29 protein-coding genes and 1 pseudogene are annotated in these 26086 nt (G+C 67.6%); 7 read left to right on the top strand and 23 right to left on the bottom strand.

The genetic code is table 11. The features are described 5' to 3' along the window. Positions 1-278: 278 nt before the first annotated feature. The 5 genes from A3G1_RS0122020 to A3G1_RS0122000 form a co-directional block, all read right to left on the bottom strand. Positions 279-587, bottom strand: a complete 309-nt coding sequence (locus A3G1_RS0122020) for a hypothetical protein (RefSeq protein WP_018351657.1) — start codon at positions 585-587, stop codon at positions 279-281. 87 nt (positions 588-674) lie between these two features. Further along, positions 675-1655 carry an ABC transporter permease gene (locus tag A3G1_RS0122015; RefSeq protein ID WP_018351656.1) on the bottom strand — a complete coding sequence of 327 codons (981 nt, stop codon included), beginning with the start codon at positions 1653-1655 and terminating at the stop codon, positions 675-677. 139 nt (positions 1656-1794) lie between these two features. After that, positions 1795-2790 carry a hypothetical protein gene (locus A3G1_RS0122010; RefSeq protein ID WP_018351655.1) on the bottom strand — a complete coding sequence of 332 codons (996 nt, stop codon included), beginning with the start codon at positions 2788-2790 and terminating at the stop codon, positions 1795-1797. After that, positions 2790-3932, bottom strand: coding sequence for a nucleotidyl cyclase domain-containing protein (locus A3G1_RS38855; RefSeq protein ID WP_018351654.1), 1143 nt, complete (start codon positions 3930-3932; stop codon positions 2790-2792). Before A3G1_RS38855 ends, A3G1_RS0122010 begins: the two co-directional genes overlap by 1 nt. 104 nt (positions 3933-4036) lie before the next feature. Further along, positions 4037-4681 carry a Crp/Fnr family transcriptional regulator gene (locus A3G1_RS0122000; protein ID WP_018351653.1) on the bottom strand — a complete coding sequence of 215 codons (645 nt, stop codon included), beginning with the start codon at positions 4679-4681 and terminating at the stop codon, positions 4037-4039. Between the two features lie 134 nt (positions 4682-4815). Here A3G1_RS0122000 and A3G1_RS0121995 point away from each other — a divergent pair, with 134 nt between their 5' ends. Then, complete coding sequence (locus tag A3G1_RS0121995) at positions 4816-5385, top strand: Pycsar system effector family protein (protein WP_157641275.1); 570 nt, start codon at positions 4816-4818, stop codon at positions 5383-5385. Here A3G1_RS0121995 and A3G1_RS0121990 read toward each other — a convergent pair. Both A3G1_RS0121990 and A3G1_RS0121985 read right to left on the bottom strand, forming a co-directional pair. Further along, the gene (locus tag A3G1_RS0121990) at positions 5375-5998 is read right to left on the bottom strand and encodes a chloramphenicol phosphotransferase CPT family protein (protein ID WP_018351651.1); all 624 of its coding nucleotides are present in this window, start codon (positions 5996-5998) and stop codon (positions 5375-5377) included. The two genes, A3G1_RS0121995 and A3G1_RS0121990, sit on opposite strands and share 11 nt — an antisense overlap. Before the next feature lie 8 nt (positions 5999-6006). Continuing rightward, positions 6007-6594, bottom strand: a complete 588-nt coding sequence (locus A3G1_RS0121985; RefSeq protein ID WP_026212387.1) for a TIGR03086 family metal-binding protein — start codon at positions 6592-6594, stop codon at positions 6007-6009. A 58-nt stretch (positions 6595-6652) separates the two neighbouring features. On the opposite strand from A3G1_RS0121985, the gene A3G1_RS0121980 reads away from it, so the two are divergent. Beyond that, positions 6653-7444: an AraC family transcriptional regulator gene (locus tag A3G1_RS0121980; RefSeq protein ID WP_211216366.1), complete on the top strand. Its 792-nt coding sequence runs from the start codon at positions 6653-6655 to the stop codon at positions 7442-7444. A 73-nt stretch (positions 7445-7517) separates the two neighbouring features. Here the strand turns inward: A3G1_RS0121980 and A3G1_RS39775 are convergent, their stop codons facing one another. Next, positions 7518-7739 (bottom strand): peptide-methionine (S)-S-oxide reductase, encoded by a 222-nt coding sequence (locus tag A3G1_RS39775; RefSeq protein WP_018351648.1) that lies wholly within the window; start codon positions 7737-7739, stop codon positions 7518-7520. On the opposite strand from A3G1_RS39775, the gene A3G1_RS40710 reads away from it, so the two are divergent. After that, on the top strand, positions 7711-8373 hold the full coding sequence (locus tag A3G1_RS40710; protein WP_157641274.1) for a hypothetical protein: 663 nt from the start codon (positions 7711-7713) through the stop codon (positions 8371-8373). The two genes, A3G1_RS39775 and A3G1_RS40710, sit on opposite strands and share 29 nt — an antisense overlap. Before the next feature lie 17 nt (positions 8374-8390). Here the strand turns inward: A3G1_RS40710 and A3G1_RS40705 are convergent, their stop codons facing one another. The 12 genes and pseudogenes from A3G1_RS40705 to A3G1_RS0121930 all read right to left on the bottom strand — a co-directional run bounded on the left by A3G1_RS40705 (position 8391) and on the right by A3G1_RS0121930 (position 19305). After that, positions 8391-9293, bottom strand: a complete 903-nt coding sequence (locus tag A3G1_RS40705) for a hypothetical protein (protein ID WP_157641273.1) — start codon at positions 9291-9293, stop codon at positions 8391-8393. An 87-nt stretch (positions 9294-9380) separates the two neighbouring features. Next, on the bottom strand, positions 9381-10889 hold the full coding sequence (locus A3G1_RS39770; protein ID WP_169437601.1) for a recombinase family protein: 1509 nt from the start codon (positions 10887-10889) through the stop codon (positions 9381-9383). A 214-nt stretch (positions 10890-11103) separates the two neighbouring features. After that, a complete protein-coding gene (locus A3G1_RS41195; protein WP_169437599.1) occupies positions 11104-11277 on the bottom strand; it encodes a hypothetical protein in 174 nt (57 codons plus the stop codon). Positions 11278-11591: 314 nt separating this feature from the next. Continuing rightward, positions 11592-13199, bottom strand: coding sequence for a YfjI family protein (locus A3G1_RS0121970; protein WP_018351647.1), 1608 nt, complete (start codon positions 13197-13199; stop codon positions 11592-11594). Next, positions 13196-14167, bottom strand: a complete 972-nt coding sequence (locus tag A3G1_RS0121965; RefSeq protein WP_018351646.1) for a bifunctional DNA primase/polymerase — start codon at positions 14165-14167, stop codon at positions 13196-13198. The genes A3G1_RS0121970 and A3G1_RS0121965 overlap by 4 nt, the downstream gene beginning before the upstream one ends. Before the next feature lie 242 nt (positions 14168-14409). Then, positions 14410-16626: an FtsK/SpoIIIE domain-containing protein gene (locus A3G1_RS38850; RefSeq protein WP_018351645.1), complete on the bottom strand. Its 2217-nt coding sequence runs from the start codon at positions 16624-16626 to the stop codon at positions 14410-14412. Positions 16627-16643: 17 nt separating this feature from the next. After that, positions 16644-17018: a hypothetical protein gene (locus A3G1_RS38845; protein ID WP_018351644.1), complete on the bottom strand. Its 375-nt coding sequence runs from the start codon at positions 17016-17018 to the stop codon at positions 16644-16646. After that, entirely contained in the window at positions 17015-17953 is a 939-nt protein-coding gene (locus A3G1_RS0121950; protein ID WP_018351643.1) for a hypothetical protein, read from the bottom strand. The genes A3G1_RS38845 and A3G1_RS0121950 overlap by 4 nt, the downstream gene beginning before the upstream one ends. Next, positions 17950-18108: a hypothetical protein gene (locus tag A3G1_RS40700; protein WP_018351642.1), complete on the bottom strand. Its 159-nt coding sequence runs from the start codon at positions 18106-18108 to the stop codon at positions 17950-17952. Before A3G1_RS40700 ends, A3G1_RS0121950 begins: the two co-directional genes overlap by 4 nt. 161 nt (positions 18109-18269) lie before the next feature. After that, positions 18270-18620: pseudogene (locus A3G1_RS36115) on the bottom strand (RRQRL motif-containing zinc-binding protein); the annotation flags it as partial. Next, positions 18620-18970, bottom strand: coding sequence for a hypothetical protein (locus tag A3G1_RS0121935; RefSeq protein WP_018351640.1), 351 nt, complete (start codon positions 18968-18970; stop codon positions 18620-18622). The pseudogene A3G1_RS36115 and the gene A3G1_RS0121935, both read right to left, overlap by 1 nt. After that, the gene (locus tag A3G1_RS0121930; RefSeq protein ID WP_018351639.1) at positions 18970-19305 is read right to left on the bottom strand and encodes a DUF6284 family protein; all 336 of its coding nucleotides are present in this window, start codon (positions 19303-19305) and stop codon (positions 18970-18972) included. The genes A3G1_RS0121935 and A3G1_RS0121930 overlap by 1 nt, the downstream gene beginning before the upstream one ends. A 655-nt stretch (positions 19306-19960) precedes the next feature. Between A3G1_RS0121930 and A3G1_RS0121920 the strand changes: the two genes are divergently transcribed. Both A3G1_RS0121920 and A3G1_RS0121915 read left to right on the top strand, forming a co-directional pair. Next, positions 19961-20743: a GntR family transcriptional regulator gene (locus A3G1_RS0121920; RefSeq protein WP_018351637.1), complete on the top strand. Its 783-nt coding sequence runs from the start codon at positions 19961-19963 to the stop codon at positions 20741-20743. A 14-nt stretch (positions 20744-20757) separates the two neighbouring features. Then, on the top strand, positions 20758-21546 hold the full coding sequence (locus A3G1_RS0121915) for a protein phosphatase 2C domain-containing protein (protein ID WP_026212384.1): 789 nt from the start codon (positions 20758-20760) through the stop codon (positions 21544-21546). Positions 21547-21621: 75 nt separating this feature from the next. Here A3G1_RS0121915 and A3G1_RS36110 read toward each other — a convergent pair whose 3' ends face one another. From A3G1_RS36110 to msrA, 3 genes are all read right to left on the bottom strand, one after another. Further along, positions 21622-22491, bottom strand: coding sequence for an HNH endonuclease (locus A3G1_RS36110; RefSeq protein ID WP_018351635.1), 870 nt, complete (start codon positions 22489-22491; stop codon positions 21622-21624). Further along, a complete protein-coding gene (locus A3G1_RS42375) occupies positions 22428-22652 on the bottom strand; it encodes a ScoMcrA-related endonuclease (RefSeq protein ID WP_483804253.1) in 225 nt (74 codons plus the stop codon). The genes A3G1_RS36110 and A3G1_RS42375 overlap by 64 nt, the downstream gene beginning before the upstream one ends. Before the next feature lie 66 nt (positions 22653-22718). Next, positions 22719-23417 (bottom strand): peptide-methionine (S)-S-oxide reductase MsrA, encoded by a 699-nt coding sequence (gene msrA / locus A3G1_RS36105; RefSeq protein WP_051110611.1) that lies wholly within the window; start codon positions 23415-23417, stop codon positions 22719-22721. A gap of 104 nt (positions 23418-23521) precedes the next feature. Here msrA and A3G1_RS0121900 point away from each other — a divergent pair, with 104 nt between their 5' ends. Both A3G1_RS0121900 and A3G1_RS0121895 read left to right on the top strand, forming a co-directional pair. Further along, positions 23522-24661: a cystathionine gamma-synthase gene (locus A3G1_RS0121900; RefSeq protein WP_018351633.1), complete on the top strand. Its 1140-nt coding sequence runs from the start codon at positions 23522-23524 to the stop codon at positions 24659-24661. A 48-nt stretch (positions 24662-24709) separates the two neighbouring features. Further along, positions 24710-26056 carry an amidase gene (locus A3G1_RS0121895; RefSeq protein ID WP_018351632.1) on the top strand — a complete coding sequence of 449 codons (1347 nt, stop codon included), beginning with the start codon at positions 24710-24712 and terminating at the stop codon, positions 26054-26056. The last annotated feature ends 30 nt before the right edge of the window (positions 26057-26086 follow it).

The raw sequence follows: 26086 nt of genomic DNA, 5'->3' as shown, positions 1-26086 counted from the left end.
AGGCCATCCGGCGGGAGCGCCTGGGTGCCCGAGTGCCGACGGCACCGTCTTCATCGGGCGCTCCCGCCGGGTCACACATACCCAGCGCGAAGGGCCGGGGTTCCTTGTGGAACCCCGGCCCCATGAACCGGCGTGCTGGGCTGGCCAGCCCGGCATGTGCCGAGCCGTTCAGCCTCCGGCAGCGGAGTGCCGTGCCCGTGGCTTCCCTGTCCTCGGTACGGCGGTCCAGCCGCCGGGCGACCCCCTCACCACCGCCCGGTGGCCAGGTGGCGCGCCGGTCAGGCGCTGCCCCACGGGTTGCCGGTGTAGTCGGCGACACCGTCGTGGTCGGTGTCGACGGAAGCCTTGTCCCAGCTGCCGTCGCTGTTGGTGTCCCAGGCCTCGACGTCGTGCGTGCCGTCGCCGTCGGTGTCGGCGGCCACGAAGTCGAACTGGCCGTCCCCGTCGGTGTCCGAGGCCTCGTAGTTGGCGACACCGTCACCGTCGGTGTCGATCAGCATCTCGCTGGTGCCGTCGGAGTTGACGTCGTACTGGATCTGGTCGGCGTTGCCGTCGCCGTCGACGTCGGCCTCGTAGAACTCGCTCATGGTGGTTCTTCCTCCGGGGTGGATCTTTCTGTTGGTGAATACTCTAGGAGAGCGGGGCAAGCCGGTGCTCCCCAGTTCATGCCACCATCACCTGATGCGCACGCGCGGGTCGGCCGCGGCGTAGAGCAGGTCGCAGACCAGGTTGAACACCACGATGAACACGGCTCCGATCAGGACGGTCGCCATGATGACCGGCAGGTTGTCGTCGGCGAGGGCCTCGATGGAGATCTGGCCGATGCCGCGCATGTTGAAGACGTTCTCCGCGATGATGTAGCCGCCGAGCGAGCCGCCGAGCTGGATGGCGGTGATGGTGAGCAGCGGGGCGAGGACGGCGCGCAGGGCGTGCCGCACCGTGACGGCCCGCTGCCCCAGGCCCTTGGCGCGGGCGGTGCGGATGAAGTCCTCACTCAGCACTTCGGACAGCTCGGATCGCACGTATCGGGCGTAGGCCGCGGCGTTCAGGAACCCGAGGGTCACCCACGGTAACAACATGCCGAGCAACCAGCCGCCGAAGTCCTCCGCCGGGCTGTGGTACTTCGGCGTGGGGATCAGCTTGAGCTGATACACGAAGACCTGCTGCACCAGCAGGCCGAGGAAGAAGACCTGGAGCGAGGCCCCGGTCAGGGTGATCCCGATCGACACCTTGTCGGCCAGGCGGCCCTGCCGGAGCGCGGAGACGACGCCGAGCCCGACTCCGATGAGGACGGAGAAGACCGTCGCGCCGATCGCCACGCTGGCCGTCACCGGCATGCCCCTGGCGATGATGTCGGTGACCGGTTCGTCGTTCCGGAAGGAGACGCCGAGGCAGGGCGCCGGGCAGTGGATCTCCCCGACCTGCCGCCCGGCGAAGATCCCGCGCATGTAGGCGACGTACTGCTCGTGGAGCGGCTCGTCCAGCCCGAGCGACTTGTTGATCCGTTCGAGCCGCTCGGCCGGGCAGGCCCGATCGCCGCACATCGCAGCTGCCGGGTTGGCCGGCCCGGCGAAGAACAACAGGAACGTCGTCACCGAGATGCAGAACAGCGCGAGCACGGCCAGCAGGGTCCGCCGGATCAGGAAGCGTGTCATGCCTTGGCGAGGCAGGCGGGGGCTCGCCGGTGCCCGTCCTGTGTGGATCGTTACCGGTCGTTGTCTCGTTCGTGTCTGCCGTTACCGGCCGGTGCCCGGAACGTGACCGTTCACCGGCACCGGCCGCAGCTGACAGCCCTCAGCCGGTCATGGTGCCGGAGTGGCGGAGTGCCGTGCTGACCGCGTCGACGACGTGCTCGAAGGACGGCATCAGGTCCGACCGGAAGGCGTGCAGGGTCGCCTGGTCGATGAAGCCCAGCGAGACCTCCGCCCGGTCGCCGCCGCTGACCAGGATCTGGAGGTACCGGGTCTCCAGGCTGCCCAGCTTCACCGGATGCTGGGTCAGGACGGCTGGCCCGGCCCCGCGCTCGATCGGCGGCAGCGGGCGGGTGCCTGCCGTGACGGCGGAGACCTGGCTGTAGGGGAACCAGCGGGCTTCCTCGGTACCGAGGTTGCCGGTCTCCAGGTCGAGCGTGCAGGTGTAGATCCCGAACTGCCAGCCGGTCGGGCAGATGACGGCGAAGCGGTACCGGGAGAAGTACGTGCCCTGCTCCCCGGTGACGAGCGCGGTCGGCAACGCCGGCCCGATGATCATCATGGGGCGGCGCGGCCCGTGCTGCCCCGGCGCGAGCCCCTCGGCGATCTCCCGCTGCAACTGCTGGGTACCGGCGTCAGACAACGCCTGGAGCTCGCCCCGCGCGATCCGCAGCTCCGCGAGCGCGTGCTCCTCGATGCGCCGCAGCTCGTGGTTGACCAGGCCCCGGATCCACTCGACCGGCGGCTTCGGCTCGGCGTGGTAGTAGGCGCGCTGGTACTTGGCCCGGTGCTGGAGGAACAGCACCCCGCCAATGACGCCCACAGTCACGCCGATGAACCCGAGGCAGAGCCCGGGGACGGCACCGGCCAACTGGGCCGGGTCCTCGGAACCGGTGGCACCGGACGAGGAGGCCGACAGGAACAGGATCAGCGCGACGATCGACAGGGCGCCGCCGCCGCCGATCATCAGCAGGTCGCCGACGTAGTTCGGGGTCTTCGGCGTGAGGGCGAAGAACCGGCGGACGACGAGCCAGCGCGGCGGCGGGGCAGGTGGCGGAGGTGGCTGGGGTGGCGGCTGGTCGGGCTGCTGGTCGGTCATCAGGGGGCTCCTGTGCGTTCCGAGGGGTCGGTGGCCTTACGGGTGAGCGCCTGCCAGGTCCGGCACTCCGGGGCCGGCACGTGCTGGACGATGAGGTGCGCGTCCTCGGAGCTGATCCGGCCGAGCAGCCCGGCCAGCAGCTCGTAGCCCGGCCCGCGGCCCCGGATCCACAGCCGCTCGTGGTCCTCGTCGACGAGCAGCCGCAGCAGCCGGGCCTGCGGCAGCGGGTCGGCGGCCACGAGATGGTCACGGATCTCCACAGTGGACGGCATGTACCGGGGCGCCCGGCCGCCGAGCAGCGCGATCGCCAGGTAGTAGTGGGCTTCGGGCGGGGCGGCCGGTTCGGCGAGGCGCTCGCGGAGGTGCCGCTGGGCCGCCGGGTACGCCCGGTTGTGCAGGGCCTGCATGCCCAGCGCCCAGTGGTCGGGGGCCGGCGGGGCCTGGTTGATCGTGACGTCGCCGGCCTGGCCGAACACCGGCCCGGCGAAGTTCCCGCTGAAGTGGTTCTGAGCGGGGGGCTGGGTGGCGGCGGGTTCGGGTGCCGCGACTACCGGGCGCTCTCGCGTCCCAGGTACATGAATCCATGCCTTGACGTGCAGTTCCTTGCTGTCGACCGGGACCTGTGTGTAGGTGCTGGCGTCGATCGCGCCGTGCTCGTGGCGGATCACGGCCTGGAACCATTCGTCGGACACGATCAGCGCGACGTGCGCCTCGGGCACCGAGGCGAGCGCGTCGCGCAGGGTCTGGACGTCGCACAGCCGGCAGGCGGTGTTGACGGCCGCGCCGATCCAGCCACGGTCGTCCCGGCCGAGTTCCCCGGAGTGCATGGCCAGCCGCATGCGCATCCGGCCGGCCTCGTTGCTCACCTTCGCGTAGCCGCGCAGCGCGGCCTCCAGCTTCGGCAGGAAAGTGTCCACCAGCTTGTACTTCGAATACTCCACAGTGGAGGGGATCAGCATGAGCACGCCGTCGCCCCGGTCCTCCAGGAAACAGCCGTCGGCGGGCAGCCCTGCCGCCCGCATCGCGTCCTCGATGCAGGAGTACATCTCCCGGCGGAGCCGCCACTGGATCGGGTCCGGGCGGCTGCCATATCGTTCGATGTCGAAAACAAGAATCGAGTGATGCGTGGGTTCCAGCCCCATGTCGGCCCACTGCCCTTCTACGTCTGCTTTTTGTTGGTACCCGCAGAGCGGCGCGCGCCGTGCCCCAGACGAAGCACAACGGCGAACCCGGCGGGGAATCGCGATCAGAGGTCGGATACCAGCCGGGCCAGCTCGCCAGGATCGGTGACGACCAGCCCGCCGCGCCTCGTCCGCAGCAGCCCGCGACCGGCCAGGTCCCGGATCGCACGGTCCATCGTGGTCCGCGAGACGCCGACCAGCCCGGCGAGCTCGCGCTGGAGGATGTCGACCAGCACAGCCCCCGGCTGGCCGCGTACCGGACGCCCCGTCCGCTCGGCCAGGTCCAGGACGCACAGCGCTGCCCGCGCGACGGCCGAGTACGCCCCGTACTCCAGCCGCTGCCGGTCGGCCTCCCGCAGCCGCTGCACGATCACCTCGAGCAGCCACAGGCTCAGCCCCGGCGCGGTACCGAGCAGCCTGCGGAACCGTGGCGCCGGGATCATGAGCGCCTCCACCGGGCTGACCGCCGTGACGGTCGCCGACCGGGGACCGTGGTCGACCCCGGCCAGCTCGCCGACCACCTCGCCCGGGCCGCGCACGGCCAGCACGCTGGTGTGCCCGCCGGGCGACGTGCTGGTCACCCAGACGTGACCGTGCTCGATGAGCAGGACGAAGTCCTCGTGCTCGCCCTGCCAGATCAGGGTGTCGCCCTGCCGGTACACCCGTCGGCTGCCCGCCGCGCGCAGGGCGGCGACGTGCTCGGCCGGCACAGCGTGAGCACCGCGAACATTCTGGTTGATGGCCACCCGACAATGACGGTCCATAGCCGACAATTGAGGAAGATCTATGTCCGATATCCGGCACAACGTGGTCTCGGCCAGTACTCGGGTGCTATGTGAAGATCATGAATCTTGATCAGCGGGGCGCCGTCGACTGGGCCTGGCGCGTCCACGCCGCCCAGGAGAACTGGACGGCCAAGGTCGACGCGAAGGCCGCCACGTTCCTGAGCATCGATCTCGCCCTGCTCACAGCCCTGGCGGCGGCCCGGCTCACCGGAGGCCTGCTGGCCGCGCTGACGGGGTTCCGCGCGGTGATGGTGAACACGGGCACGGTCCTGTGCCTGCTCGGCGTGATCCTCGCCGTCGCAGCGGTGTACCCGAGACTCGGCTCCACCATCCGCCCCCCGAACCCAGCGCCCCGGCGCACGCCGGGTGACGGGGAGGCGGACGGGGTCCCCGAGAGCCCGAAGCGGCTCATGCGCGGGACTGTCTACTTCGGGCACCTGCGCCGCTGGCAGCCCGGCGAACTGGCCGAGCGGCTGACGCGCATCACCCCGGCCGAGCAGCTCGACGAACTGAGCCACCAGCTCGTGCAGATGGCCCGGTACAACTGGATCAAGCACCGGCTGGTTCAGTCGGCGATGCTGACCGCCGTGCTCGGCGCGGTCCTGATCGCGGCAGCCATCACGCTCTGATCTTCCGGAGCTGCTCGAACGCTATGGGGGCCGGGGCGAGGGTGAGCCGGAGCGCGATCAGCTCCGCGCACTCTTCCGGGCTCAGCTCGGAGGTGTCGACCTCAAGGTCGTAGATACCGGGCGTGTGGACGGCTTCCTGCCACAGGCTCACCGGATCGGCCACGGCACCGCCCTCCGCGAACCCTGCTCCGCCCCACGTGTCCCTGCGGCGCTGCCGGATCACCTCGATCGGGCAGCGCACCCCGACCAGCAGGGCCGGCAGGCCGTCCAGGCGGCGGGCGGAGTCCGGCAGGATGCCGCGCGGGACCGAGTACACGTCGTGGTGGAGGGTGTCGGCGACGACGTTGAAACCGAGGCGGCTGTACGCGGCGATCGACTCGTACAACGCCGCGTACTGGGCGACGACCAGCGGCTCCAGCTCCGGCCGCTCGCCGCCCGGCCTGAGCCCGAGGCCCGGCTGGAACCGCCGCGGCGTCGCCTGCATGACCTGGTCGACCCCGAGGCTCATCCACACGCCGTCCAGCCGGTCCTGCACCGCCGCGGCGATGCTCGACTTCCCGGCGCGTGACGGCCCGTTCAGGACGACGATCTGTCCGGGAGTGCTGCTGAGCATCGCGTTCCTCAGGTGGTGGTCCAGCCTGGGTCGCGGCCGGAGAGGGCAAGGGCACGGTCCAGGGTAGAGGCGTCAGCCGGTACCGCGACGACCCCGGCGAAGCCGTCGAACTGCCGGTACAGCTCACCGTGCTCCTCGACCACGTGCAGGACGGACTTCGCCACGTCCTCCGGCCAGCCGTACTCCTGCCCGGTGGCCCGCGCGACATCCCAGCCGTGCACGACCATCTCCTTGAGCACCATGCCGGCGACCATCTCGGCCGGCATCTCGTACCCCTGCCCGACGTCGATGATCCCCTCGAAAGCGGCCGGGTCCGACCAGGCGGCGACGGCCCGGTCCAGCTGCGCGGCGTACGCCCCGGCCCAGCCCGGCTCGGCGGTGAAGTCCCGGTCGATCAGCTCCTGCGGGACCTCCTGGCGGAGCGCGCGCCGCTCGAACGAGTACCCCGTCCACAGCACGAAATGGTTGAGCAGCGTCCGTACGTCCCACTCGCCGCACGGGCTCGGACCGCCGAGCTGTTCCGGGCGGACACCGCGGGCCAGACGGGCCGCGGTGGCGGCTGCGGTCACGATCTGCGGGTACAGGAAACGGGTCATGATCTTGAAGCTAGGCGTGCGCTGACCGGCGGTATTGAAAAAATGCGACACTGGGCCGGTGAGCAGCGAAAGCATGGGCCGTGGCGTGCTGCATCCCGCCCAGGCGGCCACCAGGTTCAGCCTGAACCGGCACGCGCCGGCCCCGGCGGTGGCCACCTTCGTCGACTACTACTGGATCGTCCAGTGGGACCTGACCGGCCTGCCGCACTACGACCAGAAAATCCTGCCGCACCCGAACGTGCACCTCGTCTTCGAGGACGGCCTGACCGGCGTGCACGGCGTCGACCCGGGCCTGTTCGTCCGGCGCGTGCACGTCGCCGGCCACGTCCTCGGCGTCCGTTTCCTGCCCGGCGGCTTCCGGCCCTTCTGGGACCGTCCCGTCGCCGAGCTCACCGGCCAGACGCTCCCGGCCGCCGACCTGTTCGGCCCGGCAGCCCTCGACACGGAACGCGCCGTCCTGTCCACACAGGACGAATCGCAGATGGTCGCCCGAGCCAACACCTTCATGCTTTCCGTACTCCCCGAGCGCGACCCGCTCGCCGAAGAAGTCGCCGCGATGGTCCACCACATCGTCACCGATCCGGCACTGACCAGAGTGGACCAGCTCGTCTCCACCCTCGGCGTACCGGCACGCCGGCTCCAGCGTCTCTTCGCCGAATACGTGGGCGTGAGCCCCAAGTGGGTACTCCGCCGCGCCCGCCTCCACGAAGCCCACGAACGAGCCGACCGGGGCGCCGGCCTCGACTGGGCAGCCCTCGCCGCCGACCTCGGCTACGCCGACCAGGCCCACCTCACCCGGGACTTCACCGCGACGATCGGCGAACCACCGGCCCGGTACGCAGCGGTGTGAGGGGTTGAGCGCCTTCCGGACCTTCGCTGGCCCGGAAGGCGCATCGGGGCTGCCGAGCAGGTCCTCAGCACGATCAGTCGAGCAGCCCGGTGACCTGGGGAAGCGCCGTCACGCCCTCGGCCGTCTTCGCGACCCCGACCGGGCAGGTCAGGCCGTTCGGGCCGTGGTTGCAGTAGCCGCCGGGGTTCTTGTCCAGGTACTGCTGGTGGTAATCCTCCGCCTTGACCCATAAAACGTTGATCGACAACTGTCGGTATCGTTGAACGGTGTCGCTGAAACGTGTCGTGCCGTCCATCGCTCACCGAAAATATGACTACGCCAAGTTATGGCAGGATGATTTAGGTCATATCGTTGCAGATCTACGCGACCTGGGTTCACCGCTTGTGCTGCGTGCTGACGACTATGAGCTGGATGACGTATCTGATCTCGATTCTTTGCCGCAACTACGTCTCGAATCTTTTACTGTTCGGTCAGTGGACGGGAGAGTTCGCCTTGAATTATCCCGCTCTGAGGCTTGGATCGAAATCTCCGAACCTGATACGTTGGCTTACGGGGTTCTGGCGCGCATTGGTGGAACATTCACTGCGCGGTCGAGAAACTTGCCTTGGCTTGGGCTTGGGTGTTTGGCGCTAATCTGGCTAATAGCTTCCGTCATCCTCCTTTATGCGCTGGATGATGGTCGAGGTATTGGCGCGGCGACAGGATTTGCTCTGTTCGTGGCGCCGGTAGGTGTCCTCTTCTTGATTGGCCTCGCGTTCGAGCGCGGCACTTGGATAATTCGGCGGACAATCTTGGTTACGCGCAGGCGGGCTGATGCCCCAGGCTTTCTTGAACGTAATAGAGATAGTCTCTGGATTACAATTGTATCCAGTTTTGCGAGTCTCATCATTGGCGGCATGCTCGGATATTACATCAACCAAATCAGTTAGCGGGTGTACGTTATCCGCTATGGGCGACTAGCGGTTCGAATTCGATAGTTTGCAGCTCGCGCCGTGGCGATAATGAGCGGCTGCAGTTCACGTAAGGCGCTTGCGGTCGTGATAAGCCCATTGCGCCCGATTCGGTGGACAGCCCTCGCATCGCTGTCTTCGTCGAAATGTGAAGTGTATGCGGTGAGGGTTGTTATGTTCTTCTCGGGATCAAACTCGGATGCACCTTTTCTCGGTGACGCCGTGAGGAGGCTCGGTGGACGATGGCGGTGAAAATCCATACTGCGGCGCTGATCTAGTTCAGTGAAGCGTGAATCGCTGCGAAGGCGAAGAAGGCGCTTTACCATTCGGATGGCTGGTTGGCTATTCCTTGCTTCGGCTGCGTCCCTCAGCCTATCCCATATGTTGACTCGTGGCGAAAAACTCTTCCAATCTTCTTGTTTGGTACTTGCTGGAGAGTAGGCCCCCTTGGCTAGCTTCAATAGAGACCGAATTCCTTCGTCCAGGTAAGCCGCCCGCAGAACGGCATTTGCGCAGCCGTGTGCCGCGCCGAGAGTAAACAGCATGCAAACTTCAGACAGTGCCCTCACGGCCATTCGGCGCTGCAATTCGTTGTTGGTAGATTCCTTGTTTTGCCATCGCTGAACGTCTTGTTCGGCGGTGCGTGCGAGGCCGAGCTGTTCCCCTACGCTTCCCATCAGGCCGCACAATTCGTTTATGGCATTGGGGTATAAGGGCAATCCCAGTGACCGGCGGTGCACGGTGGATGCGATTTCCATTGACGAGCCGTATACTGCCATAAACTGCCAGGATATCGCCGTCTTCTGAATGTTGATGCGTGCGGCCTGGGTGCGAACTTGTGCAGAGCGCCTAGGGGTGAACGTTTGCAGGACCATCGCCCTGATATGCTGATCTGCCATATTTCCACGATAGATGAGTCGGCGCTCAGATTGGGCTATATGGCCGAGCGTGAACACGCCGCGCTGGAACGCACTGAGGTGAAACGCTTAGCCGCGCCATTTTGGGATGAGCAGATCTGGATTGAACGGTGCGCGACCCTTTCCGGCAGGCAAAACAATGACGGCCAGCAGCGCCTCGCGGATGTAGGCTCGCTTCTGGGTGGTGTCTAGGTCTCCGTTGAGCCATCGCTGTCGAACGCCCGTGAAAGTCGCTTGCGCCCGGGCTGCTGCGACTGTATGACGGCCTTGCTCGTTCCTTAGTTCTTTGATGGACTGCTCGATCTCCCGGACGGTGCCGAAGAAGAACTCATCGGTTATCTCGGACGAAGTCCACTGCCTCTTCAATGTGCCTAGTTTTCCCTCCAGTCGATGTAGTTCGGCTTCGCCAAGCCAGGGTGTGGTTTCGCGGGCGGCTGTCGCGTTTCGCTCTTCCAGCTTTGCCAAGACAGCTTCGGTGATGTACTCGTCGACCAGGTCGCCACGCCGTCCGAGGCCGCCGCACCCTCCGGCAGTTTTCGGCGGGCAAGCGTAGATGTGCTGAACGCAGTCTCGGTTGGATGTGACTCGTAGTTTTGCGCCACAGATCGAGCCGTCCTCGCGAGTGCGCCCACATCGGAGTATTCCGGTGAGTAGATGCTTGTGTTCGCGGAAGTCTGAGGGCAAGTCGCCAGCTATGCCGTTCCTATTCACGAGTTTGCCGCGCCGTGCCTCAAAGACTGCATGGACTGCGAGCCACTTTTCTGGTGAGACGATTGGCCGCCAGAGCCCGACTACCGGTTGGCCGTGCTCATCCAGCACCAAATCGCTCCCCATGCGCCGCCAGCCGCAGATTCGCGGATTGTCGAGGGCGAGCTTGAGCGAAATGGCCGTCCATTGGTTTCCGAGGCTGGTTAGGATTCCGAGTTTTCGCCACTCGTTGATGATCGAGTTTAGGGATCGACCGGCGATTACCTCGTCCACGGCCTTGGCAAGTAGTGGGGCCTCCGCCGGGTCCAATTTTGATCGGTCATCCTTGCGCCAGCCAAAAGGGCGGGTCCCGCCCGGCTGTTTGCCATCTTCGGCCCGTGCGCGATGCCAGCGTTTGATACGGCGTCGAATCTTCCGAGACTCGATTTTGGAGAAGGCGACGCCAACAAGGCCCAGCCCTTCAACATCCTCGGAGTAGAGGTCTTTCTTGCCTCGCTCATCTGCATAGACCCTGCCGTCCTTGGACGTCAGCGCTTCGACGAACCGTTCATAGTCTCCGGCGCGGCGGGCGAGCCGGTCGTCAGCCACGACAACTACGCCCTCCACGGGGGTGCCATCTGGACACCGGCCCGCTCGTAGTAGCTTGACCATGCGCTCAAAGTCTTCACGAACAACCTCGGCCTTGCTGGCTGACCGGTCGTTATCGGTCAGCTCCAGTACAACTTGCATGCCGAGCCGTTTAGCGGTAGCGCGATTGACCTTGTGCTGATCACGTACGCCGTGCTGGTCGTTCTCGCCATCATCGCTGATGCGGGCGTAGGAGATGACGGGGGTGCCGTCATCAGACGGCACCCCTTCGACCTTGCTCATGCTGCCTCTCGATTTTCGTTGCCGGGTTCCGGCTTGGTGAATTGGACTCCGAGAAGGACTGATATCCGAGCCCATTTCTCTTCGCTCCATACTGGCGACTGCGCAGCCTGGTTCCTGCCCCATTCGCGTGCGGAAAGAGTGGGTGGGCTGCTAGCCGCAGACGAGTCGTTGCCCGCCACCAGGTGCAGGTGTCGATGTGCGCGCTGCGGCTTGGTCACATGGCCTCCTTGCCGTTGCGGATGGTGGTGGCGTCGATATAGATGCGCTGGAACATTGGGGTGTTGCGGTCGGGGTATGGGTGGCTCACGCTGCGGATATCGAGGACTTTTGCCAGCGCTTGGAGTGCTTCGGTGGTTTCTTGGGGTGTTCCGTGGAGCCTGATTCGCACGGTGGCGGCCTCTCTGGCCGGAGTGGTCGTCTGTGGAGGGTCCGGCATCGTTGACGGCACAAGGGTTCTGGATGGCCCGCCGTACGGCCCTTAGAGCCAAGATCCGACCCGCCCGGGTACCCGGGTGAGGGTCAAACAGGCTGGGGGCTTCTGAGCGGGCCGGTTCCGGCCGCTACTCCGGCCGCTGATGGGCAGAGGGCCGGAGTAGCGGTGACACGGTGACAATCGGCCGACGCGGCAACGTTTCAGCAGGTCAGGGCCTTGTTGGCGGTGTCACCGGGTCTGGTGACAGGTGGTGACAGCGGTGACAGTGGCTAGGCGGCCGGGCTTGTTGTCACCGCTGTCACCGGGGTGTCACCGCCCTCGGTGACAGCGGGTTCGGGGCTGTGAGCTGCGGAAAGGGCTTCGCGGAGTGCGGTTGTCACCGTGTCACCGCTTTCCCGGTGCTGTGCGGCCTGCGGGTGGAGTTCGTACGCGCCGTCGGTGGTGGATCTGATCCAGCCGAGCTGTGCGAGGTTGTCGAGGGCTGCGACGAGCTTGGCGGCTTTCGGGAAGTGCCGCTGTACCCGCCGCTGGGCCTCGCGCCGCGTGAAGTGCTGCATGTCTTTGCTGATCAGCACGTTCAGCAGGTGCGCCGTCTTGTCGTCCTCGCTGTCGGTGCCGATGGTGTGAAGCGCAGCCCGGTAGTGACCTGCGAAGAACCCGGCGAGCCGGATGGCTGCTGCCATCGTCTCGCCGTCGATCGGGTGCTTGCCGAGGTCGCGGGTGTGGCGTGCGGTGTGCAGCAGCCCGGCCAGCCGCATCGTGGTTCCGCCGAGCTTTCTGGCCCAGCCGCGCAGTTCCGCGAGGTCCCCTCCCGGCCGGAGCCGCAGCTCGTCTGCTGCCGCTGCCTGCCGACGGAGTTCCTTCGCCTCATCGCTGAGCGGGATGGTGATGATGTCGTCCCACCCGGCCGCTTCGACCGCCAGGCCGCTCACCTGCTCGGCGTACTCGGTGGCGACTTCCCGGCCGACGGCGGGTGCGTCGGTGTCGCGGTATCCGACGATGCTGGCCGGGAGGGTGAACAGGAACCGGGCGGGGAGGCCGCGCCCGTCGAGGTCGTCGTTACTACCAAACTTCCGCAGTACCGACGGCTGGGCCATCACGCACACTGTGAGTGCCGGGTGTGCGATCTGCTCGCCTTTGCGGGTGAGGCGTTCGTTGCCGATGGGCCGTCCGGAGTGGCCGTTGAGGTACGGCGCGAGGTTCGGCGCTGCGGAGAACCGCCCGGCGAGGATGTCGAAGATCCCGCCCTCATCGGAGATGATCGCCATCCGGCCGCCGTTGGCGGCCATCAGCGCCATGAGCATTTCCGGGGTGGCGTCGTCGATGAACAGCTTTGGCTCTGACGGGACCACGATGGCCTCTGCCGACATGGCCGCTGCCACGGCTTCGGCTGTCAGGTCGTCGCGGCGGTCCGCCGTGGCTTTGGCTGCCGCTGTCTTGGCCTGCTCGGCGGCACGGTCGGCGATTTCCTTCAACGCCGCCCGTTCCGCGATCAGGGGTTCGACCCGGCTGCCGAGGGTTTCCTGTGCGTCGATCAGGGGCTGGGTCATGGCCGCGTGCACCGGGGACTTGGATTCGCCGGGATCTGCGATGACGGCGACGTAGACGTTGACGGGTTCACGCCAGTCGTCTTTAACCTCGACTTTCACCCGGCCCCCGACGCACGCCGACAGCACCGACAAGCCGAGCGCGGCGGCCATCGCAGGGTCGGTCTGCGTCGACCACGACACCCCGCTCACCATGTCGGCCAGCCAGAAGGGGAACACGTCGAGGGGGAACGACGGCGGCCGGTCACGGCTGCCCAGCGGTACCGGAATCTCCCACCCTGACTCTGCGTCGGACGCCACGAGCCGCAGGGCTGCTACGGGGGCGTTCATGCCGCCACGCTCCGGGGACGCTTCCCGCCCGCAGCGATGCCCGATCGCACGGTCCGGGCCGTCTCGACCATCCCCAGCCCGGCTGAAACACCGGCGTGTTCCAGCAGTCTTGTCACTTCGCTCGCGCTGAGTGCCCCACCGGCCGCGAGCTGCCCGAGCGCCACGGCGGCCACGTACAGCGCATGGTTCCGCCCGCCGTCCTCTGCGGTCTTCACCCGCCGGAGTTCAGCGTCCACAGCGGCCGTCAGGTACCCGCTCTTGCGCCGCCCGGCCAGGTCGATAACGACCGGCTCCTGTGGCGGGAGCGGAGCGGGTTCCAGCAGCACCGCCAGCCAGCCGGGCAACGGTTGCGGGTCGGCCTCCCAGACCGGCGTGTACGTGCCGCCGCCCACGATCGAGCCGGGGCCGACGACGTAGCCGCCGTGGGCGCGGGTGTCGACCAGCCATCCCAGGCTGCCTTGTGTGTTGCGCAGCTCCGGGCCGGTACCGGGGTGGGTGTAGTAGTAGTGCCGCCCATCGCTGGGGGTCTGGACCACGAACGTCTCAGCGGGCCACCGCGCACCGGCCCGTTCCGCGAGCACCGAGAGCACATCTCCGCCGTCGTGGCAGCACTCCGCCGCCCACTCCGGCGGCGGGACCTGTCCGGGCTTCGGCATGTCGGTGTCGGCCACCACGAGGCCGGATGGGCCACAGGCGACGCCGACGTTGTAGGGGCCGGTCGTCCAGCAGCGGCGGATCCGCTCCGGGTCGGTGGTGGCCCGGGACTCCCATTCGCTGACGGCCGGTCGCTTGCCCCCGGGCACGAGCGGGAACACCGCCCAGCCCCGAGTCGCAGCCGCCAGGGCGGCGAGCAGGAACCACTCCCGCGAGCCCTTCACCGCCGGGGCAATGTTCAGGTCGCACCACTCGCTAGAGCCCGGAAACGGCGGCAGCCGGTCGGCGCTGAGGCCGGGCAGCGGGTTCTGCATGATCGTTCCTCCCTGCTTCCAGGCAGGGGCCACCCCACCTGGATTCGTCACTGTGCGTGTTTTTCCAGGGGGTTGTTTCCAGTATTTCCACGCCGATGTTTCCGCTCTTTCCACGCCGCTCCCCTATAGGGAGGGACACGGTGGAAACATTGGAAACGCTGGAAAGACCGGAAACTGGAAACATCACGGTGAGTGACCGTCGGCACGGGCACCGACGGCCACTACCGCATGTGGATCTTGATTTAGGCGAGCTGGAGTACCCGGCCGCCGTCGTCGCGGGACGGGATGCCGTACACGCCGTGCTCGGGCTCGATGGTCAGCTCGCCTTCGTCCACGAGCCGCCGGAGTTCCTTGGTCAGCCAGGATGATCCCCGGCCGATGTTGGCGCGGAAGTCCACGAGCTGCCGGGGCTCGATCGTCTCGTACCCGGCCTCGGCCATCTGGTCGATGAGATTCCGCAGCGCCTGGCGGGCGTCTGCTGTGGACAGCCCGCGCTGGTCGCGTCCTGCGGTGAGGCTGATCTCCAGCACCGCATCTTCGGGGCTATCGGGGATGTCGGCCTCAACGTCGATGGCGTCCATGAACCCAGGCTCCGGCTGGTCCGGGATGATCAGGTCCGGGTCGTCATCCACGTCCGGCTCACCGTCTACGTCGTCCATGTCGGCATCGGTGTCTAGGTCGTCGTCGAGGTCGTCGGCCGCGCTGTTGAGCAGCCGGACCACCGGCCCGGACTGAGCCGCCCTGACCTGGGCCAGGGCGATCGTGGTGCTGGACTTAGCCCCGGCCTGCCACGCGGCGGCACCTTCGGCGACCTGCGTGCGGTAGTCGGCGTAGACCTTCCCGAATGCCGCCGCCGTCGTCTCGTCCAGGCTCGGATCGGTGACGTACTCGGCCACGGCTTCGGTCATGTGATCTTCCTCGGCGATGTACCCCCGCATCGGGATCGACCACCGTGTCCGGTCGATACCGGGGGCCTCCAGGTAGGAGTAACCAGGCTTGTCAGCCTTCCACGCCCACGGAGCCGCCCCCGCGTCGAGGGTTTCATCCGAGAGAGCGAACTTCGCTTCCTGCTCCCCGGTCACCCCGAAGCACCAGCCGCCACCCAGGTTCGACCGGGCAGAGGTCGCGATCCGGTCGTGGGACAGGCGCTGCTGCGAGATGACCAGCGAGATACCCGCCGAACGCGCCTGCTCGGTGACCTGCACGAACGTGTCAGAGTCCGCCAGCAAGGCTGCGGCTTCCTCCCACCAGCAGATCAGGTACTTCAACCCCGCCCCGCCGTCGCTGACCGGCCGGGCCGCTTCGGGAGTCCACTGCTTGAACCCATACCGGCCGAGCTGCATCGTCCGCGCCCGGATCACCTTCGGGAGTGCCCGGAACGCCGCCACCGCCGACTTCTGTTCCGTGAGCAGCAGCCCGATACCGGCCGCGATCGGCCGTACGGACTGGATGCCCTTCACCGGGTCGGAGAACATGAACGACACATCCCGCCGGGTCAGCGCATCCGTCACCACGCACAGACCCGATTCGGTCTTGCCCGCCCCAGTCATCCCGGAGACGGCCAGGTGCAGGGCGTTGCGGCGGCGCTGCGGGTCACCCGGCAGCCACAGCAGCGCCTGGTCGCCATCTTCGTAGAGGCCGGAGTGGAGTTCTTCGGCGATCGACTCACCCGGTGCCGACGGTCCCGGCCAGATCTGGTCGGCCGACAGCAGATCCTTCGGAGTAATGAACACGCTCGCCCGTCCGAAGTCGCCCGGGTCCGGGATGACCCGCACCCGCTCCGGTGACACCCGCGCCAGAGCCGCGATCTGCTCACGCGAGCGCTGCACATCAGCGGCCGTGTGCTTCTCCCGCTGGACCTCGACATCCGCCCGGACACGGTTGCCGCCCGCTTCAAGCTCGACCTTGCGGGTACGGCCTGCGATGCCGACCTTCTCCAGGAAGTCATCCCCGCCGTGCTTGTCCGTGCCGTCACCGCGGCTGATCCTGCGGATGTTCCACGTCAGGCACGCGATCGGCCCGGCCAGAGCCCACGCGCCCCACGGCCAGCCGTTGAAGTACCCCAGCATCCACCCGACAACATCCCAGCCCTGCCACGGCGAGGACTGCCACAGCCCGTCAGCCGTCGTCCACATCACCCACGCCGCCGCCGCTGAAATCGTCGCCGTCGCGTGAACCCGGATCGAATGGGCACGGGCGGCGAACACGTGCCACCCGAACACCGACAGGCCCGTCCCACCCACAGCGACGATCCCGCCGACCGCGACAGCAGCCGGGGTGCTGGCCTCGGTGAACAAGTGCGTCAGGGTACTGACTGCCGGGAGACCAAGCCACACCGCCCACGGCGGCGCGTAGGGGGCCAGGTGCCCGGAGCCGTAGGAGACGGATCGTGCGCCGCCCTTCATGACTTCGCCCTCCAGGGCCTTTCCGCTGGAGGGCTTCTTCTTCCGCTTGAACATTGGGTCTCGCCTCCCTTCTACTCCGGTACGACCCTGAACGACCGCCGCTTACCCCGCACCTTCGCCGGGGACAGCTCCGCTTCGTACTCCGCGCGGAACACGCCCCACGTCCGCACGCTCGCCGCACCGGCCGCGACCATGCACGCCGCCGCGTGCCGCAAGTGCTTAGCGACGCGCCGCGCACGGCGCTTGGCCCGCGTCTTGGAGAACGGCCCCGAAATCGGCGCGATCGTCTCCAGGGCCGCTTCTACTTCGGATGCTCCGATGTGGAGCAGCATCGCCGCGATGTGACAGCCCCGCCGGATGTCGTTCAGGTACAGCCTCAGATCCTTCGAGTTCGTGAACTCCGGCTCCGGCCAGTTCGGCCCGCCCTTGGCTCCATCAATGCTCAACTTGGCCTCCCTTCATCGCTGCGGATCAGGTGCCGTAGTGCCGCGCCCATCCCCAGCACGAGGATCGGGACGCATGCCACGGCTGTGGTGATCTGCCACGGCGCGGCCGTGACGCCTGCGGCTTCCATCAGGTGATACGCGACCTGACCGGCCGCGCCCAGCAGCAGCGAGCCGATCGCTGACCATTTCGCGAACCGCTGAGCTCGGCCCGTGACGGCGGCCGACAGCCACACGTGCAGCGCGTACGCCGCGTACGTCTCAACCCCGATCGGGAGCGTGATCGCGGAGTTCAGTTCGAAGCCGTCCGCGATACCCGGTAGGGGCCGGACGATGCCGAACCCGCACATCACCCCGAGGCCCACCCACCCCGACCAGATCGCCACGAACGCCGGGAGCGCCAGCAGCACCAGCGGCCACGAGCGAACCTTGCGAGCCCGGTTCTCAACAGGCAGGTCAGCGGGTTTCGTACCCGGGTACGTAACACCGCTGACCTGCGAATCCTCCGCCCGTACCGGGGCGGGGGCGAGCATCACCGGCGGTGCGGGTTCCGGTTCCGGCATCGTCTCCGTACCCGGGTACGACACCGTCTCGGCCATCTCCGGCACCACGTGCAGATGCCGCTCCGGGCCGTCGTCGCCTGGCTCCGGCTCGACCGGAACGGCCGCGAGGTCGGCGAGCAGGGAAGCCCTGAACGCCTCCCGGTACTCACCCGTCCCGCCCCCGCCGAGAACCTGCCGCGCGAACGGCCAGTCCGCGCCCAGCCCCGCCAGGGCCTCCCGGATCGCGTTCGCCTTGTGCGGGCCGACCCGCAGCTCCGCCATCAGCCGGTTACGCGACGGCACCTCCCCGCCGTCGATCGCCATGTCGACCGCCGCGCCCAGCAGATCCGTCACCGGCACCCGGTACGCGCTCCCGCGCTCAGCCGGGGCCGTCACCGGTTCCGCCCTTTGCGTTCCATGTGCACGATCGCCACCAGGAACAGCACCGCCCCCGCAGACAACGGCACGCCCTGCCACAAGCCACGTGAGGCCAGCACCGCACCCGTCACGCTCACGAACACCAGCACACCCAGAACCAGGAGCCGTTCCATCAGCCCTCACCACCAGCGAGGGCATTCATGAAATCGCCCAACCCCGACCACAGCTCCCGGACCATCCCCGCCGACCCGGCCGGGGACTTCACCACGAACCACACCACAGCCAGCACAGCCAGCGCGACACCCAGCTTCTTGCCCATCAGGAACTCTCCCTCAGCACAGTCCAGGCACTCACCCAGCGACAGGGGAATGCAGTACGAGCGCTCAAACCCGCACGTCGAGCACGTACGCCGCGCTGCCATCGCCCGCTCCAAAGCGGCGAGCTGCGCGGCCGTCGCAGGCTTCCTCGGCCGTGCCAGCGACACCTGGTACAGGTACGCCACCCGCACACCGCCGACCCCGCGCCACAGAATCTGAGCCGCGATCGGCTGACGGCCCGGCCGCAAACCCTGAAGCCGGAGCTGCCGTCGCGTCGCCAGCCCCGCCGGGGCTGACCACCACGGGAACGTCGGCACGGCGTGCCGTTCGCCGTCGGGGTCGTAGTACGCCGCGCGGTACCGGCCCATTACCAGCCACCCCCGCACAGCGATCGCGACGCCGCCGCCAGGCACGCCCGCACCTCCGGCAGCGTGCAGCGGTCAGCCCAGCAGTCCACGGCCTCCGGCCCGCACTCACCACACAGGACGTTGCGCGACAGCAGCCACGCACCCAGCCGCCGCGCCACCTCCCGCGACCGGACCTCAACCGTCGCCGCGTCGAACCACAGCGCGCACGCAGCCTCGATCACCCGGCACAGCGAACCCGTCACCTTCGGAGCCTCCGACGCCCGCAGCATGATCTCCGCGTGCCCGATCAGCTCCCCATCCGACGGCAACCGCACACCCTCCAGCCGCCACGCCAAGCTCGGGGCCGTCATCACGCCACCACCCGCAGCACCGGCGCGGCCGTGGTCACGTGCAGCACCGACAGGCCCTCGGCGATCGCCTGCCTCCGTGCCCTGCGAGCCCGGCGGGAGTCCAGGTCGATCACGTTGCTGTCCAGCTCGACCAGCTTGCTGTCGAGATCGAGCAGCGCGGCCACCCCGTCAGCGTCGAGGGCTGCGGCGTCCGCCAGGATCGACGGCATTTCCTGCTCGATCGCCTCCAGTTCGGCCACCGTCGGGCCGGACAGCAGGTCCAGCACGTACACCTCAGCCATCACGGCCGAGCCGTCCACGTCGGCAAACCTGCCGGTCAGTGGGAAAATCTTCATGGGTCTAGCTCCTTTGGCTGGATAGACCTGAACGAGGCCCGGCGGCTGCAACCGCTGGGCCTCACCTGCACAAACTTGGGGAACCGCCGGGCCTCTAGGCCACGCGGCGGTTGTGCGCCTTCCGGCACGGCTTACAACGCGTCTCATCGCCCGGCAGCCCGGACACCACCGAGCAGCCCGCGCACTTACGGAACGTCGACTTGCTCTTGATCGTCAGCCGCGCCGACGCGGCGAAACTCGAACCCATCACGCCTCACCTCCGATCACCAGACAGCCCTGTAGCTGCCTCCCGGACGAACGGCAGAGCACCCGGATAACCGGGGTCGTGCACGTGGCCCTCCCTTTCACACCACGCATGGCCGCCTTGACTACCAGGGGAAACTCCCCAGGCCCAAGACCAGGGGAAATGACGGCTAACCCGATTCAGTTCTCAACACCGGGCCGCACAAGCAGCCCGACACAAGCGGCAGCATGCGGCCCGTCCGCGCGTCCGGCGCAACAGCGCCAGACCTTCCCCGGAACCACAAGCTCCCACACTGTAGGTCTGCATCTCTGTATGCAGACCTACAGTGACTGGGGACACTCTAAGCACGCGAGCGACGGGATGTCAACAGGTCTGCATGCAGACCTGCAAGGTGCCCTGTAGGCTGGCTCCATGACGAGTTCGATCGGGTACACAGACGCCCGCCCCCTCCAGGTGCGGGTTGCCGACGACATCCGCCTAAAGATCGAATCCGGGGAATACGCACCCGGCCAGCAGCTGCCGACGCTCGACGAACTGGCGGCGCTCAACTTGTGCAGCTTGGCCGTCATCCGCAAGTCGCTTGACCTGCTCCGACAGCAGGGACTCGTGGTGACGGTCCAGGGCAAAGGCTCGTTCGTTCGCGAACGTCCCTCAGCGCGACGGCACGGCATCGACCGGTACGCCCGCAGCAAGTGGAAGGGCGTGACGGGCAAGCCGATCCTGATCGCCGAGGCGGAAGCTCAAGGCCGCTCTGCTGGCCAGCAGCTGCGCGAACTCGCCGAGGTTCCAGCGCCTGAATCGGTGGCTGAGAAGTTTGGGGTTCCGGCTGGCACACCGGTCTGGGTTCGGCGTCGTACAACCCTCATCGACAACCGCCCCAACCAACTTGCCGACTCGTACTACCCGCTCGACATCGTGACCGGTACGCCGATCATGGAGGAAGACACCGGGCCGGGTGGCGGATTCGCTCGGCTTGAAGATGCGGGGCACACGCTCGACCGCATCCGCGAAGAGTGGGCCGTGAGAATGCCGACCGGGCCTGAGTCTGTTGCACTCCGGCTTCAAACGGGTACGCCCGTAGTTGACCTGCTCAGGACGACGTACGACGCCGAAGGCCGCGCCGTTGAGGTCATGCTGGCCACGCTCGCGGGCGACATGGTGACCTTCGCCTACGAGTTCCCGATCCCCGACTAAACCGGAGCCTGTCTGTGCTCGAAACGACCACCGTCACCGAGGCTGCACCGGGTGGCGTGAACGATGACCTGCTGCTGGTGTCCGATCGCTGGGCGATTCTCCTTGATGGAGTGTCTCGGTATCCCGGCGCCGACAACGGCTGCACGCACGATGTGAGCTGGTTCGTTGCCCATCTCGGGGCACACCTTGGCCGCGGTATCGCTACCGCTCCGTCTGCTACAGACATGAGGACGCTGCTTGCCGATGCGATCACGCTGACGATGGCTGATCACGGCGCGGGCTGCGACCTGACCAATCCGCTCACTCCGGCCGCCACCGTGGCAGCGATCCGACTCAGCGCAGACCGGATTGACTGGCTCGTGCTTGGTGACGCGACGGTGTCATGGCTGTCCTCCGACGGTACCGCCGATGCGGTCACCGATGATCGACTTGAACAGCTCAAGGGAGGTCCGGTCGTCGTCGCCGATGTGCGGCGCTACGACTCCGCCTACGTCGCGAGTGTGCGCAACAAGCCCGGTGGCTTCTGGGTCGCCGCTGCCGATCCCAATGCCGCGGCAGAAGCACTCACAGGCTCAGTGCAGCGTGACCGGGTAGCCAAGGTCGGTCTCTACTCGGACGGCATCACCCGTCTCGTAGAGCGCTACGGCCGCACGTGGCGTGAGCTTTTCGACCTGGCAGAGGCAGAGGGGCCGCGGGCGCTCGTGGATGCCGTACGGGCCGCTGAAAAGGCGGACCCTGACCCGAGCAGATGGCGCGGTAAGCCACACGATGACGCGACCGCAGTCATTGCCCGTTGCTCGTGACGGTTCGTAGAAAGACGAAAAAGGGGCTCCCGGCATCAGGCCGGGAGCCCCTTTGTTTTGTTACCTGAGCCGTGCCTAGCCACGAACACGCTCCGCTTGGACGATGTCCTTCAGCTGGTCAATGGTCAGCCAGTTGTCGGCCTTACGGTGGATCATTCGATGGCAGTTCGAGCAAATAAGGGCGAGATCGGCGAGCTTGGTGGTCACCTGTCCCGTGACCGACAGCGGGGTTCGATGGTGGCACTCGATGTACTCGTGGCCGTGGTCGCCGTAGACCTGCTTGAAGTCGAATCCGCACACCTCGCAGGCGATGACCTGCCCCTTGCGCCGAGCCTCCGCCAGCTTCTTAACCTTCAGCCGCGGGTTTCGCTCCCGGCGCAGATGTTGCCGCAGAAGAAGCTGACCTTCCTCGGCTGAGTGCCCGTCAAGGTCCGGGTCAGTCACCGCGGGATGTTCTGCGGTTTCTTCCGACCGCAAGATAGCCTTTAGGGCCTTGGCTTCCGCGCGCATGGAGTCTGGGTCGTCGATGAATGCCTCGATGACAAGCTTTTCCCAGCTGCCGCCATTTGTTGGCTTCTTCTTATAACTGGGATGCCGCGTCGCGATGTCGGCCGTCTTTCTGACTACGCCGTTCGGGTTGCGGAACGTCGGGCTGCGGCCCTCTAGCGGGTGAATAGCGGGAGACTGAAGTAGTGCCGACAGCTCGATCACCCGCGGGTCATTCTCGGCGAGCTGTGTCCAGTGGTTGTCGGCAACTAGCTCAGTCGCCAGGATGACTTCATCCCGGGTCCAGTCAGGATTCCGTGTCTTGCGCACCGTAAAGCCCAGCCCCTTGAGCTTCGCGACGACTGTCTTCTCTCCGCCGGAGAAGTCCGACGGGCCTAGGAGGACTCCCTGCCCGAGCTTGTGGGCGTAGCCAACGATGGCCTTCGAGTCGTACTGCACACCGTTCTCTCAAGGAAGTACTCCCTAGCGAACCCGAACCCCGTCACCCGCAGGAACTCGTCTCGTCCTAGCCGATCAAACTCAGCCATCGCCCCGCGTACGTCGGCGGCAGTCACATCGGTAAACGTCACGCCCGGAACCCTAGACGGAGGGGCCGACATTCGCCGTACCTCTGGGCTCAGCCAGAGGTACGGCAGCAGCTTGCGGCTGCCCCGGACGCCGCCTGATCAGTCCAGCAGACCCGTGGCCCGGGGGAGTGCAGTTACGCCTTCCGCGGCCGTGGCCACGCCAACGGGGCAGGTCAGGCCGTTCGGCCCGTGGTTGCAGTACCCGTTCGGGTTTTTGGTGGGCGAGAGGTACTGCTGGTGGTAATCCTCGGCGTAGTAGTAGTCGCCCAGTGGCTCCACCGTGGTGGTGATCTCGCCGTAGCCTGCCGCCGCGACGACCGGGGCGAAGGCCGCGCGGGAGGCCAGGGCGGTCTGTTCCTGTTCCGGGGTCGTGGTCAGGATGATCGAGCGGTACTGGGTGCCGATGTCGTTGCCCTGCCGCATGCCCTGGGTCGGGTCGTGGTTCTCCCAGAACTCCTTGAGGATCCGCTCGTACGTGATCTTCGACGGGTCGAACACGACCATGACGACCTCGGCGTGCCCGGTCGCGCCGGAGCACACCTCCTCGTAGGTCGCGTTCCGGGTGTGGCCGCCCGCGTAGCCTGCCGAGGTCGAGTACACGCCGGGGAGCCGCCAGAAGATCCGCTCTGCGCCCCAGAAGCAGCCGAGGCCGAGGACGGCGATCTCCATTTCCGCTGGCCAGGGGCCTTGGAGGGGGGTGCCGAGCACGGTGTGCCGTGCCGCGACGTTCAGTGGCTCCGCCCGGCCGGGCAGAGCTTCGGCTGCGGTGGGCAGGTCGAGGCTGCGAGGTCTGCGCATATCCCAAGGATGCCCCAGCCCGCCGCCCGCTGGTCTTACGAAGTGCCGACGGAAACTCAGCCGCCCAGCGGAAGGGATATAACCGACACGGCTACGCTCAACGTATGACACTTGGCTTCGACACCCTCGCCATTCACGCCGGCCAGGAACCCGAGCCCCGTACGGGCGCCGTGGTCGTGCCGATCTACCAGACCTCCACCTACAAGCAGGACGGCGTCGGCGGCCTGCGCGAAGGGTACGAGTACTCCCGATCGGCCAACCCGACCCGGACGGCGCTGGAGGAGTGTCTCCAGGCTCTCGAGGGCGGCCAGACCGGCCTGGCCTTCGCCAGTGGCCTGGCCGCCGAGGACACGCTGATCCGGACGGCCTGCCGGCCCGGTGACCACGTCGTGATCCCCGACGACGCGTACGGCGGCACGTTCCGGCTGTTCGCGAAGGTCGCGGAGCGCTGGGGGGTCAGCTGGACGTCGGCCAAGCTGTCCGACCCCGGCAGCGTCCGGGCCGCGATCCGCCCCGAGACCAAGCTCGTCTGGGTGGAGACCCCGACCAACCCGCTGCTCGGCATCGCGGACATCGCCGCGCTCGCCGCGATCGCGCACGAGGCCGGGGCCAGGCTGGTCGTGGACAACACGTTCGCCTCGCCGTATCTCCAGCAGCCGATCGCGCACGGTGCCGACGTCGTCGTGCACTCCACCACCAAGTACGTCGGCGGGCACTCCGACGTCGTCGGTGGCGCGCTGATCGCCGCTGACGCCGGTCTCGGCGAGGAGCTGCGCTACCACCAGAACGCGATGGGTGCCATCGCCGGGCCGTTCGACGCCTGGCTGACCCTGCGAGGCATCAAGACCCTGGGTGTACGCATGGAGCGGCACTCCGACAACGCCGAGCGGATCGCAGAGTTCCTCACCGGGCACGCCAAGGTCGCCCAGGTGCTCTACCCCGGCCTGCCCGACCACCAGGGCCACGAGATCGCCGCGAAGCAGATGCTGCGCTTCGGCGGCATGATCTCCTTCCGGGTGAACGGCGGCGAGGAGGCGGCTGTCGAGGTCTGCAACCGGGCCAAGCTGTTCACGCTGGGCGAGTCCCTGGGCGGGGTCGAGTCGTTGATCGAGCATCCCGGCCGGATGACCCACGCGTCGGCCGCCGGGTCGCCGCTGGAGGTGCCGGCGGACCTGGTCCGGCTGTCCGTCGGGATCGAGACCGTGGACGACCTGCTGGCCGACCTCGCCGAGGCGCTGGGCTAACCACGCAATTCATCGAGTACCACCACGACACATCTGGAGGGGTCGGTCATGGCCTGGGTCGGGGCTACCGCACGCGAGATCGCCCGTGCGGTACGGCGCGGAGACGTGTCGGCGACTGAGGTGGTGGCCGACCACCTGGACTACATCCGGGCCACGGACCGCCATCTCGGCGCGTTCCGTGCGCTGCGCGGCCCGCGGGCGCTGGCCGAGGCCGAAGCGGTCGACAACCTGCCGGAGCTGACCAACCTGCCGCTGGCCGGCGTGCCGGTGGCGGTGAAGGAGAACGTCGCCGTCGCCGGGGAGCGTTCCGGCGCGGACTGGCCGCACGTGGCCGACGCCGACCACGAGGTGGTCCGGCGGCTGCGTGGTGCCGGTGCGATCGTGGTCGGCACGTCCCGGATGCCCGAGCTGGGCCTGTGGGGTACCTGCGACGACAAGGAGATCGTCACCAGGAACCCGTGGCGGCTCGACCGGTCGCCCGGTGGGTCCTCCGGCGGTTCGGCGGCTGCTGTCTCCGCCGGGCTCGTACCGATCGCGCACGGCAACGACGGGCTCGGCTCGATCCGCATCCCGGCAGCCTGCACCGGCCTGGTCGGGCTCAAGCCAGGCCGTGGCGTCGTGCCGGCCGGGATCGGTGCGAACGACTGGTACGGCATCGCGGAGAACGGCGTGCTGGCCAGCACTGTCGCCGACGCCGCCGTCGGGTTCGCCGTACTGGCTGGCCGCCGCTCGCACAAGCTCACCGAGCCGGGCAGGCTGCGGTTCGCGGTGTCGCTGCACAGCCCCATTCCGGGTGTCGTGCCGGACGCCGACAACCGGGCGGCCGTGAGCCGTGCCGTCCGGGCTCTCGTGGCCGGCGGGCATTCGGCTGTACGGGCCGAGGTGCCGTACCCGAAGCGGCTGGGCGCGGTGATCCTCGCGACGTGGACGGCATCGTCCTATCTGGACTCCCGCGACCTCGACTACGCCGAGCTCCAGCGCCGGACCCGCAGGCACGTCGCGCTCGGCGAGCAGGCCATCCGTACCGCCGAGGTGACGTCCGGCCAGCGGACCCGGTGGCGCGGGCAAGCGCTGAAGTGGATGTCCGACTACGACCTGCTGGTCACTCCGGCCCTGGCGGGCCCGCCCCTCGAAGCCGCCGAGTGGTCCCGGCGGCCGTGGCGGACCAACCTGACAGCCAACACCCGCTACGCTCCGTACTCGGCTCCGTGGAACATCGCCGGGCTGCCAGCGATCGTCGTGCCGGCCGGGATGCGCGGTGACGGCCTGCCTGCCGCAGTGCAGATCATCGGCCCGCCCGGCTCGGAGCTGATGCTGCTGGCCGTGGCCGGTCTGCTCGAACTGGCCGCGCCGTGGCGCCGGCACGCGCCGAGCTGGCCCCGGACCAAGCGCTAGCCTCCGGTTCACGGACAACGGGCACGCACG

The organism is Longispora albida DSM 44784 (assembly GCF_000379825.1).
Classification (GTDB): Bacteria; Actinomycetota; Actinomycetes; order Mycobacteriales; family Micromonosporaceae; genus Longispora; species Longispora albida.
This window is presented reverse-complemented; position numbering and strand designations above follow the sequence as displayed.

What these genes read in the sequence shown, in the direction of transcription:
- A3G1_RS40700 (WP_018351642.1), bottom strand. Translation starts at nt 18,108, where the DNA reads ATGGAACGGCTCCTGGTTCTGGGTGTGCTGGTGTTCGTGAGCGTGACG.
- A3G1_RS0121970 (WP_018351647.1), bottom strand. Translation starts at nt 13,199, where the DNA reads ATGAACGCCCCCGTAGCAGCCCTGCGGCTCGTGGCGTCCGACGCAGAG.
- A3G1_RS39775 (WP_018351648.1), bottom strand. Translation starts at nt 7,739, where the DNA reads ATGGACGGCACGACACGTTTCAGCGACACCGTTCAACGATACCGACAG.
- A3G1_RS0121965 (WP_018351646.1), bottom strand. Translation starts at nt 14,167, where the DNA reads ATGCAGAACCCGCTGCCCGGCCTCAGCGCCGACCGGCTGCCGCCGTTT.
- A3G1_RS40705 (WP_157641273.1), bottom strand. Translation starts at nt 9,293, where the DNA reads ATGGCAGATCAGCATATCAGGGCGATGGTCCTGCAAACGTTCACCCCT.
- A3G1_RS0121985 (WP_026212387.1), bottom strand. Translation starts at nt 6,594, where the DNA reads ATGACCCGTTTCCTGTACCCGCAGATCGTGACCGCAGCCGCCACCGCG.
- A3G1_RS0121920 (WP_018351637.1), top strand. Translation starts at nt 19,961, where the DNA reads ATGACGAGTTCGATCGGGTACACAGACGCCCGCCCCCTCCAGGTGCGG.
- A3G1_RS42375 (WP_483804253.1), bottom strand. Translation starts at nt 22,652, where the DNA reads ATGTCGGCCCCTCCGTCTAGGGTTCCGGGCGTGACGTTTACCGATGTG.
- A3G1_RS0121895 (WP_018351632.1), top strand. Translation starts at nt 24,710, where the DNA reads ATGGCCTGGGTCGGGGCTACCGCACGCGAGATCGCCCGTGCGGTACGG.
- A3G1_RS0121900 (WP_018351633.1), top strand. Translation starts at nt 23,522, where the DNA reads ATGACACTTGGCTTCGACACCCTCGCCATTCACGCCGGCCAGGAACCC.
- A3G1_RS38850 (WP_018351645.1), bottom strand. Translation starts at nt 16,626, where the DNA reads ATGTTCAAGCGGAAGAAGAAGCCCTCCAGCGGAAAGGCCCTGGAGGGC.
- A3G1_RS0122020 (WP_018351657.1), bottom strand. Translation starts at nt 587, where the DNA reads ATGAGCGAGTTCTACGAGGCCGACGTCGACGGCGACGGCAACGCCGAC.
- A3G1_RS0121995 (WP_157641275.1), top strand. Translation starts at nt 4,816, where the DNA reads ATGAATCTTGATCAGCGGGGCGCCGTCGACTGGGCCTGGCGCGTCCAC.
- A3G1_RS0122010 (WP_018351655.1), bottom strand. Translation starts at nt 2,790, where the DNA reads ATGACCGACCAGCAGCCCGACCAGCCGCCACCCCAGCCACCTCCGCCA.
- A3G1_RS38855 (WP_018351654.1), bottom strand. Translation starts at nt 3,932, where the DNA reads ATGGGGCTGGAACCCACGCATCACTCGATTCTTGTTTTCGACATCGAA.
- A3G1_RS0121935 (WP_018351640.1), bottom strand. Translation starts at nt 18,970, where the DNA reads ATGACGGCCCCGAGCTTGGCGTGGCGGCTGGAGGGTGTGCGGTTGCCG.
- A3G1_RS0122015 (WP_018351656.1), bottom strand. Translation starts at nt 1,655, where the DNA reads ATGACACGCTTCCTGATCCGGCGGACCCTGCTGGCCGTGCTCGCGCTG.
- A3G1_RS0121930 (WP_018351639.1), bottom strand. Translation starts at nt 19,305, where the DNA reads ATGAAGATTTTCCCACTGACCGGCAGGTTTGCCGACGTGGACGGCTCG.
- A3G1_RS0121990 (WP_018351651.1), bottom strand. Translation starts at nt 5,998, where the DNA reads ATGCTCAGCAGCACTCCCGGACAGATCGTCGTCCTGAACGGGCCGTCA.
- msrA (WP_051110611.1), bottom strand. Translation starts at nt 23,417, where the DNA reads ATGCGCAGACCTCGCAGCCTCGACCTGCCCACCGCAGCCGAAGCTCTG.
- A3G1_RS39770 (WP_169437601.1), bottom strand. Translation starts at nt 10,889, where the DNA reads ATGAGCAAGGTCGAAGGGGTGCCGTCTGATGACGGCACCCCCGTCATC.